The 8184-nt window shown below is 46.5% G+C and carries 9 protein-coding genes and 1 other RNA gene; all 10 read right to left on the bottom strand.

Translation table 11 applies throughout. The features are described from left to right. Positions 1-378: 378 nt before the first annotated feature. The 10 genes from ABH897_RS26385 to rho all read right to left on the bottom strand — a co-directional run bounded on the left by ABH897_RS26385 (position 379) and on the right by rho (position 8131). Positions 379-654 (bottom strand): pro-sigmaK processing inhibitor BofA family protein, encoded by a 276-nt coding sequence (locus ABH897_RS26385; RefSeq protein ID WP_283654125.1) that lies wholly within the window; start codon positions 652-654, stop codon positions 379-381. After that, positions 651-962 carry a DUF2508 family protein gene (locus ABH897_RS26380; protein WP_044646884.1) on the bottom strand — a complete coding sequence of 104 codons (312 nt, stop codon included), beginning with the start codon at positions 960-962 and terminating at the stop codon, positions 651-653. The genes ABH897_RS26385 and ABH897_RS26380 overlap by 4 nt, the downstream gene beginning before the upstream one ends. A gap of 212 nt (positions 963-1174) precedes the next feature. Further along, positions 1175-1774 carry a recombination mediator RecR gene (gene recR / locus ABH897_RS26375; protein ID WP_044646883.1) on the bottom strand — a complete coding sequence of 200 codons (600 nt, stop codon included), beginning with the start codon at positions 1772-1774 and terminating at the stop codon, positions 1175-1177. 26 nt (positions 1775-1800) lie between these two features. After that, entirely contained in the window at positions 1801-2112 is a 312-nt protein-coding gene (locus ABH897_RS26370) for a YbaB/EbfC family nucleoid-associated protein (RefSeq protein WP_013308226.1), read from the bottom strand. Between the two features lie 45 nt (positions 2113-2157). Continuing rightward, positions 2158-3909, bottom strand: coding sequence for a DNA polymerase III subunit gamma/tau (gene dnaX / locus ABH897_RS26365; RefSeq protein ID WP_404592910.1), 1752 nt, complete (start codon positions 3907-3909; stop codon positions 2158-2160). Between the two features lie 165 nt (positions 3910-4074). Continuing rightward, on the bottom strand, positions 4075-4485 hold the full coding sequence (locus ABH897_RS26360) for a GNAT family N-acetyltransferase (RefSeq protein ID WP_283654123.1): 411 nt from the start codon (positions 4483-4485) through the stop codon (positions 4075-4077). 160 nt (positions 4486-4645) lie between these two features. Further along, positions 4646-4912, bottom strand: an RNA gene (ffs, locus tag ABH897_RS26355) — signal recognition particle sRNA large type. 107 nt (positions 4913-5019) lie between these two features. Beyond that, complete coding sequence (gene rpmE / locus ABH897_RS26350) at positions 5020-5217, bottom strand: 50S ribosomal protein L31 (protein ID WP_044646880.1); 198 nt, start codon at positions 5215-5217, stop codon at positions 5020-5022. Positions 5218-5374: 157 nt separating this feature from the next. Further along, positions 5375-6646, bottom strand: coding sequence for a radical SAM family protein (locus tag ABH897_RS26345; RefSeq protein WP_283654122.1), 1272 nt, complete (start codon positions 6644-6646; stop codon positions 5375-5377). 150 nt (positions 6647-6796) lie between these two features. Beyond that, positions 6797-8131: a transcription termination factor Rho gene (rho, locus tag ABH897_RS26340; RefSeq protein ID WP_044646878.1), complete on the bottom strand. Its 1335-nt coding sequence runs from the start codon at positions 8129-8131 to the stop codon at positions 6797-6799. Positions 8132-8184: the final 53 nt, after the last annotated feature.

The following is an 8184-nucleotide window of genomic DNA, read 5'->3' as shown; positions in this document are numbered from 1 at the left end:
TTATACAGCCTGACGGCATGTACCAAAATCTCAGCGTTGGATTTTGCAAGCAAAATCCGTACTCACTCGTTGTTCAGTTTTCAAAGATCAAACCTTCATATTCTCTTACTTTGTTTCATCACCGCATCTCAGCGGCGACTTGATTAATATAACATACATTCGGGATTTAAGTCAACACTTTTTTAAAATTATTTTTCAATTTCATTTCAGCGTTATTCTCAAAAAAAATTCCCGGGCTTTAAGGGCCGAGAATTAATGTATCATATAATCGAATTCCCCGTCAACTATATTTTAAAACAAAAGCACTTTTCGCTTGCCCTTGCCAAAAAGCTCCGCATATTAAACAATCCTCGTTCCTTGATTAAACTCTATACACACTCACATAGCCTGTCCAAACAATATCATTTTCAATCCCAGTAAAAGTGCAATTCCGGGCAATCCCAAAACCGTTACAGCCCCCATCGTAACCGGATTAATAGGGATATACACCTGCGTGATCCACCCCGAATAATTAATGACATACAGCGCAATTGCCACCAGAGCCATATGCGCCCCAAACACAGTAAGCCAGCCGATACCCAGACGTTTTTTGAGGATTAGACATGACAGTACCACAACGCAAGCAATCAGAACAAGCCAGACAGCACCTCTCATTCGGCTCTCCGTTTATGAACACGGCCCGCGTCATTGGCATACCCCGGTTCATCTGCAGGCAGGTGGAAACGATGCAACCCTTGCTTTTTGGCACATTTTAAATGTATCTGATATTTACGCTCCGCAGCTTCCAGAACAAAAATGGCATAGTCGATTTCGTCCTCGCCTGTAGCTTCATGAAATAACCGATGCGCTCTTAGCCATTCCGCATGCGAAGCCCGAATCTGGGCAAACAACTCCTGACGATGCTCTGCTTCCGATTTGCCGTGTTCCTGTCGACGAAAATTTTGCTTCACCCGTTCCCACATCCATTCATCCTCCTCACAAGCTGAATTATGTGCACAGTCTGTAAGACTACCTTATTCATACTTATTTAACAGAGGACAAACTTAGAACAGGAACCATCTATACCAGTCATATCATCACAAAATAAAAAGGAGCCATAAAGGCCCCCAGATTGTCGAGAAAATCCATAAGATTTATCGGCACTAAAAATATCTATAACGTATAGTTGTACTTATTAGTTCAGCTCTCTGCGGCCTTCCAGCGCTTTGGACAGCGTAACCTCATCGGCATACTCCAAATCCCCGCCTACCGGCAATCCGTGAGCAATACGAGTAACCTTGATTCCAAAAGGACGCACCAGCCTAGAAATGTACATGGCCGTCGCTTCTCCTTCAATGTTCGGATTCGTAGCCAAAATCAGCTCTTTGATGCGTTCATCACTAAGCCTGTTCAATAATTCCTTGAGCTTGATATCTTCAGGACCAATTCCCTCCATAGGAGAGATTGCTCCATGAAGCACATGATAAAAGCCGTTAAACTCCTTGGTGCGCTCCATAGCTACCAGATCCTTGGAATCCTGAACAACACAAATGACGGAAGCATCCCTTGTCTTATCCTGACAGATCCGACAAGGGTCCGTGTCCGTAATATTGCCACAGACGGAACAGAAGTGAAGATTGCGTTTCACATTGACCAGTGCTTTGGCAAAATCAATCACATCGTCTTCCTTCATTTTCAGAACGTGAAAAGCCAACCGGGCGGCCGTCTTAGGCCCCACCCCCGGCAGGCGCGTAAATGCATCAATCAGCTTTGCAATCGGCTCCGGATAATACAATAGTGTGCTTCTCCTTTATGCGCAGTCTAGAACAGGCCTGGAATTTTCATCCCGCCTGTAAATTTACCCATATCATCATTAGCCAGTTCATCTGCTTTGGACAAAGCATCGTTGACAGCAGTCAACACGAGATCTTGCAGCATTTCCACATCATCAGGATCTACAGCCTCCGGTTTGATTGTGATGGAAAGCACTTTTTTATGTCCGTTTACCTCTACAGTCACAACACCGCCGCCGGAAGTACCTTCAATTACTTTTCCGCCAAGCTCCTCCTGGGCTTTCAGCATTTGCTCCTGCATTTTTTTCACTTGCTTCATCATTTGGTTCATATTGTTCATTTCAATCATCTCCTTTAATGAAGTATACATCCAGACACTTTGATTTTAATCCTTTATAACTACCAGATCTTCCCCGAAAAGTTCAATAGCTTCATCAATCCAGGGTTCCTTGGACTTTCCCGGCGCGTCATGCTCCTGCTCCAGTTGGAATTCTTCGGCAGGCTGGTCGGGAACTCCTTCAATCGCAGCATTCCAATCCTTTTGCATCATTGTCACCAGACGATAGGGATGGCCCAACTGTTCATGCAGAACCTTCTCAATGACCTGCTTGTTAGCAGGCTTTTCAGTAGTTTCACGGTGAATGTTGTTCTTAAACGCCACGAGTACACTATCCTCTAATACAGACACTGGCTCGCCGTCCATAAACCATGCATGAACTGTGACTTTCGCTTCTTTGACTCCCTGCAAAATTTGGCTCCACTTACGCCCCGCTGCCGCAAATGCCTCTCCCGACTTCTCGGCGATATAGCGATCTAGCTGCGAAGGAAGCTTGACTGGCGCAGAAATCCGCGGAGCGGGAGCGCGTCCCCCGGGAGCCTGACGGTTCCCCGACGATACATCCTGCCCTGCCCCGGCAGCCAATCCGCCTTGCAACGCGCGTTCCAACTTCTTCTCCAGCTCGGCAAGCTGGCGCTTCAAAACGGCTACATCCTCCTGATTGGCAGCAGCACCGGAATGCTGTGCGGTTGGCTGAGCAGCGGCTCCAACTGCCCCAGGAATGCTGCATAGCTTCAATAGAGCCACCTCAAACAAGGTCTGCGGCTGAACGGCATACTTCATCTCGCTCTGATAGCGATTAAGCGTGTCGATCATGCTAAAAAGCTGCTCCTTGGTAAAAGCTTCTGCCACTTCCTTGAACCGCTCCGGCTCCAGCACGCGCTCTGTCATTTTAGTCGCCTGCGGCACCATCTTAATCATAAGCAGATCCCTGAAATAGTACAGCAGATTTTCCATGCATTTATCTGCGCTTTTACCTTCTTGCATAAAGTTCTCAATCATTTGCAGTACTGTGCCGACATCTTCTTTCAGCAATGCCAAGGCAAGCTTGCCGAATTGTTCAGACGCAATACCTCCCGTCATATCCAGCACCTGCTGATAAGTAACCCGACCGTCTGTAAACGAAGATATTTGATCCAGAACGCTAAGTGCATCACGCATTCCGCCATCTGACAGACGCGCAATGTACTGCAATGCGTCCGAATCAGCCTCTATGTTCTCCTGTCGACATATAAGGTCAAGCCGCTCCGTCTGCTCCTCCAGCGATACCCGCCGAAAGTCAAAACGCTGACAACGCGAAATGATCGTCGCCGGAATCCGGTGCGGTTCTGTGGTAGCCAATATGAACATCACGTGTGGCGGCGGTTCTTCCAGCGTCTTAAGCAACGCATTGAACGCTTCCGTCGTCAGCATGTGCACTTCATCAATGATATAAACCTTGTGCCGTACTTCCGTCGGCGCATATTTGACTTTATCGCGCAAATCACGAATCTCTTCAACGCCCCGGTTGGAGGCTGCGTCAATCTCCTGTACATCCATGACCGCTCCGGCCGTGATCCGTTTACAGGCTTCGCATTCGTTGCAAGGCTCCGGCGCCGGTCCATGCTCACAGTTAATTGCCTTGGCCAAAATTTTGGCCGCACTCGTCTTACCCGTTCCTCGCGGACCGCTGAACAGGTAGGCATGGGACGTGCGATTTTCGCGGATGGCATTCTGCAATGTCTGGATAATATGCTGTTGTCCTACCATGTCCTTGAACGACTGAGGCCGCCAAGCACGGTACAACGCTATATGTTCCAATGCGCGTTACCCTCTTTCCCATTCACTTTCATGAACATTATGTTCACTTCATTATACTATACTCCCGTCCGAATCTAAACCGGACACCTTTCAATTTAAGAGCAAAAGAAAACCGCCTTATGAAAAGCGGTTAAACTAATCCTTTTTAAGGGGATAATAAATCAATTAAAATAATTTTTTGGTCAGAATTATTTCCAACGGCTCATTTTCGAGTAATAAACACCCTGCGTCCCAATATCCTAATTTTCTATAGAAGTGCTGAGCCTTTTCATTTGCCAGAGTAGATGTCATAACCAATTTGAAGCCCTTTTGTTTCATTTGATCTTCCCAAAAGAGGACAACTTGCTTACCTACACCCTTGTCTCGATATTGTTCATCGACCCAAATCATATTCAGGAAAGGTGTGTTGTCCCAAAAGTATCCATACCTCATCCATCCGATATTACTTTCATCTTGATTCCGCAGTATGTATATTTCATTTCCCTTTATTTTTACCTGTATTAAACTCTCTGAAATATGATGGTCATGGTCTCGTATGTATCCATAGTCTGAATCAGTTGCAAAAACAATTCTCATCTTTATCCTCCTTTATGTCATATTAACAACTAATCCATCATTTGTGAATCTGCACGCCAGTTAGTTTAGGAGGAAAAACATGAATGTAATTAAACATCGCCAAACACAAAAAAACATCTTCGCAATGACTGCCAAGATGTTCTAATTCTCTAAATATAAACCGTGCACCTGTTATTGATCGTTGTGATCCGAGCGGCAATCCTGAACAACAACTCGGGCTAGGCTACCCTCCGGCACAAGAGTGCTCTTGCTTATGGCTGCTTCCTTCCGGACCTGACCAGGTTCACAAGTACTCATTGCGGAGGACCCAACCGTCAACATTGTGCGCAGGGACCAGCCTCACATCAACAACACCTCTAACAGGAATTCAACCTCGCTATAGCGGATTGCGAGTTACAGGGCACCGCTACCTCCCCATCTAGCACGGTGAAAATAAGTATATCTCAAGGCCGCACAAAAAGCAAACATCCACAACAAAAAGAGCCCTCTGCAATAGCAGAAGGCTCTAATAACTTTATAACCTGCGGTAATCGATTAGATACCGTATTTCTTCTTGAAACGATCTACACGGCCGCCAACATCAAGGAATTTCTGCTTCCCTGTGAAGAATGGGTGGCAAGCGGAGCAAATCTCCACGCGCAGAGAACCTTTCACAGAACCGGTTTCGAACGTATTTCCGCAAGCACAAGTGACATTAGTTACGTTAAATTTCGGTTGAATAGCTTGTTGCATTGAACTTTCACCTCTTTCCGCCCTGAACATCCTATCAGCCCAGAGTTGTATGAACACATGTTCACATTATAGCACCTGGATATGAGCGTTTCAACAACTCTTTTGTGTATCCAAAAATGGTGTAAAACAGGTGCAGTTCAACCCACTATTGACCGTTCTAGGCCTTGGCAAATTTGGGACGCGCCAGCCCTTGGGGCGGTACGTGGGTGTAAGACCCGATAACGACATCAGGCAGTTCCTCACGGTAAATCTCAAGCATTTGCTTCATGCCAAGGAGCTCCCCTTGGGCAGGTGGAATCAGCTCCAGATAGCTTTCAGGATCAATATTCAGGTTGCGCATCTGAATAAGCTTGAGCTTTGTGCGTTTGGCAAACTCAATCATCGCTTCGATTTCTTCCTCGCGGTCTGTCACGCCCGGAAAAATCAAATAGTTAATCGACGTATATACTCCCTGCTCGGAAGCATAACGAAGTGATTTTTCCACATTGGCTAACGTGTAACCACGCGGCTTGTAATAAGCATTGTAATGGTCGTCCAGCGCGCTAATCGTGCTGACCCGCATCAGATCAAGTCCAGCATCTACGATTCCCCGGATATGATCGTTCAAACCTGCATTCGTATTAATATTGATGTATCCCATATCTGTAACGGAACGGACCTCTTTGATCGAATCTATAATCAACTTGGCCTGAGTAGAAGGCTCACCTTCACACCCTTGACCAAAACTAATGATGGACTCCGGTGTTTTCAAATGCTCCAACATGACTTCCACAATCTCATCGACACGAGGACGGAAGTTCATTCTCGTCTGAGGGGATACAAAACCACTGTCATCCGGCTGTTCCGATATGCAACCAAAGCATCCGGCATTACAAGAATAAGATACCGGAACTCCACCCTCCCAGCGATTCAGGAACGTGTTCGAGGAAGTAAGACACTCATAGCCTAATGCACAGTTGGACAAATGTTGGTACAGCCGATTTTCCGGGTACTGCTCTGTCATCCGCTGCACGCCCTGCTTTACCTCGTGGCGGTCACAGTTTTCCGGATTCCATTTGGACGGATTATCACTCCGCTCTGCCGTTACATAGAAAGCTCCATCTTTCCAGACCACGGCCGAATAGCCGAACAAGGGGAGCTTATACTCCTTATCGGTCTTCACATACCCTGGCAGGCACAAACGTGTAAAGCCTTGAGGTAACAAAGCCCCCACTGCCTGCATATCGCCTGGCAAGGAAACCATTTCTCCGGATTCAGGGTTCATACCGACCGGGCGTGTGTTGGGCAGACTTACCAGCGTAGCTCCTTCCGGTAGCGGAATAAGCTCATCTTCCATGATTTCGACAATCATGTCTGCACTGCGGGCAAGCCCATACAAAGAAGCATGATCGTATACATTGCCTTTTTCGTCGGCATACACCAAATACATTGTGGAGCTCCTTTCGTTCCGTCAAGCGCACACCTTAAACCAATCGAACCTTGACGGCTGCGTGCTTGAGGAACAGATAAATACCTATCATGGAAATGACGATTATCCATAGGCTGATCATTGTTATTCAGGGTAGCTATACTGCTGTTTTTAGTTGGTTGAAGCTGGAACCGATGCTGCGGTGGAACGCGTGGTTCTCCGTTGCGGAGTGCTTGAAGTGCTTTGTGACCCGCCGGACGGTGCCGTTGTATCAAACGAGGCCAAAAACTCTGCGTTATTGCTGCTGTTCCGCAATTTCTTTAGGAAGCCTTCCACAAAATCGTGGCTTTCCGTCATATTTTTACGAATAGCCCAAATGGTATCCAATTCTTCCTTGCCTAACAACATTTCCTCACGCCGGGTACCGGAGCGACGAATATCAATAGCCGGGAATATGCGGCGTTCCGCAAGCTTGCGGTCCAAATGAAGCTCCATATTGCCTGTACTTTTAAACTCTTCATAGATAATGTCATCCATCCGCGATCCTGTATCAATGAGCGCTGTGGCCAAAATAGTAAGACTTCCGCCCTCTTCCACATTCCGCGCCGCACCAAAAAAGCGTTTCGGACGGTGGAAGGCCCCTGGATCAATCCCCCCACTAAGCGTACGACCAGATGCTGGAATAACCAAGTTGTAGGCACGTGCAAGACGAGTAATGCTATCCAGCAGAATAACCACGTCTTTTTTATGCTCTACAAGGCGAAGGGCACGCTCTAGAACCAATTCCACTACCTTGATATGGTTCTCAGGCAGTTCATCAAAAGTGGAAGCAACAACTTCACCTTTAACAGAACGCTGCATGTCAGTCACTTCTTCCGGACGTTCATCAATCAGCAAGACAAACAGCTCAATCTCGGGATTGTTGGTAGAAATGCTATTGGCAATTTCTTTGAGGAGAAGTGTTTTACCAGCTTTGGGAGGTGCCACAATGAGTCCACGCTGTCCAAGTCCGACAGGGGCCAATATATCCATTATTCTCGTAGACAAATTATTGGGGGTAGTTTCAAGGACTAATTTAGTTTGCGGATACAGTGGAGTCAGTGCTGGAAAGTGTAGCCGCTCAGCAGCTTGTTCAGGACTTCTTCCATTGACAGCGTTAACTTGAAGCAATCCAAAATATCGTTCATTCTCTTTCGGAGTCCGGCATTTACCGGATACTAGATCGCCTGTTCTCAAGTCAAACTTGCGGATTTGTGAAGCAGAGATGTAAATATCTTCGGTACTCGGGAGGTAATTGATCGGCCTCAGAAAGCCGTAACCTTCAGGAAGTATTTCCAGAACGCCCTGCATAAACATCAATCCGCTCTTCTCGGCTTGTGCACGCAGGATGGCAAAAATTAATTCTTTTTTCTTGAGCGTTCCGTAGTACGGGATCTGGTATTGCTTGGCCAGCTTGTACAGATCGGTCAGCTTCATTTCTTCCAGATCGGAAATTTGCAGATCCATATAATAACCACCTATTCAATTATTAAGTCCATTCAAAACTAAATGATAGACAA

The sequence above is a fragment of the Paenibacillus sp. RC73 genome (assembly GCF_044908085.1).
GTDB classification, from domain to species: domain Bacteria; phylum Bacillota; class Bacilli; order Paenibacillales; family Paenibacillaceae; genus Paenibacillus; species Paenibacillus terrae_A.
Note: the sequence above shows the minus strand (reverse complement) of the source record. Positions and strands in the feature narration are given on the sequence as shown.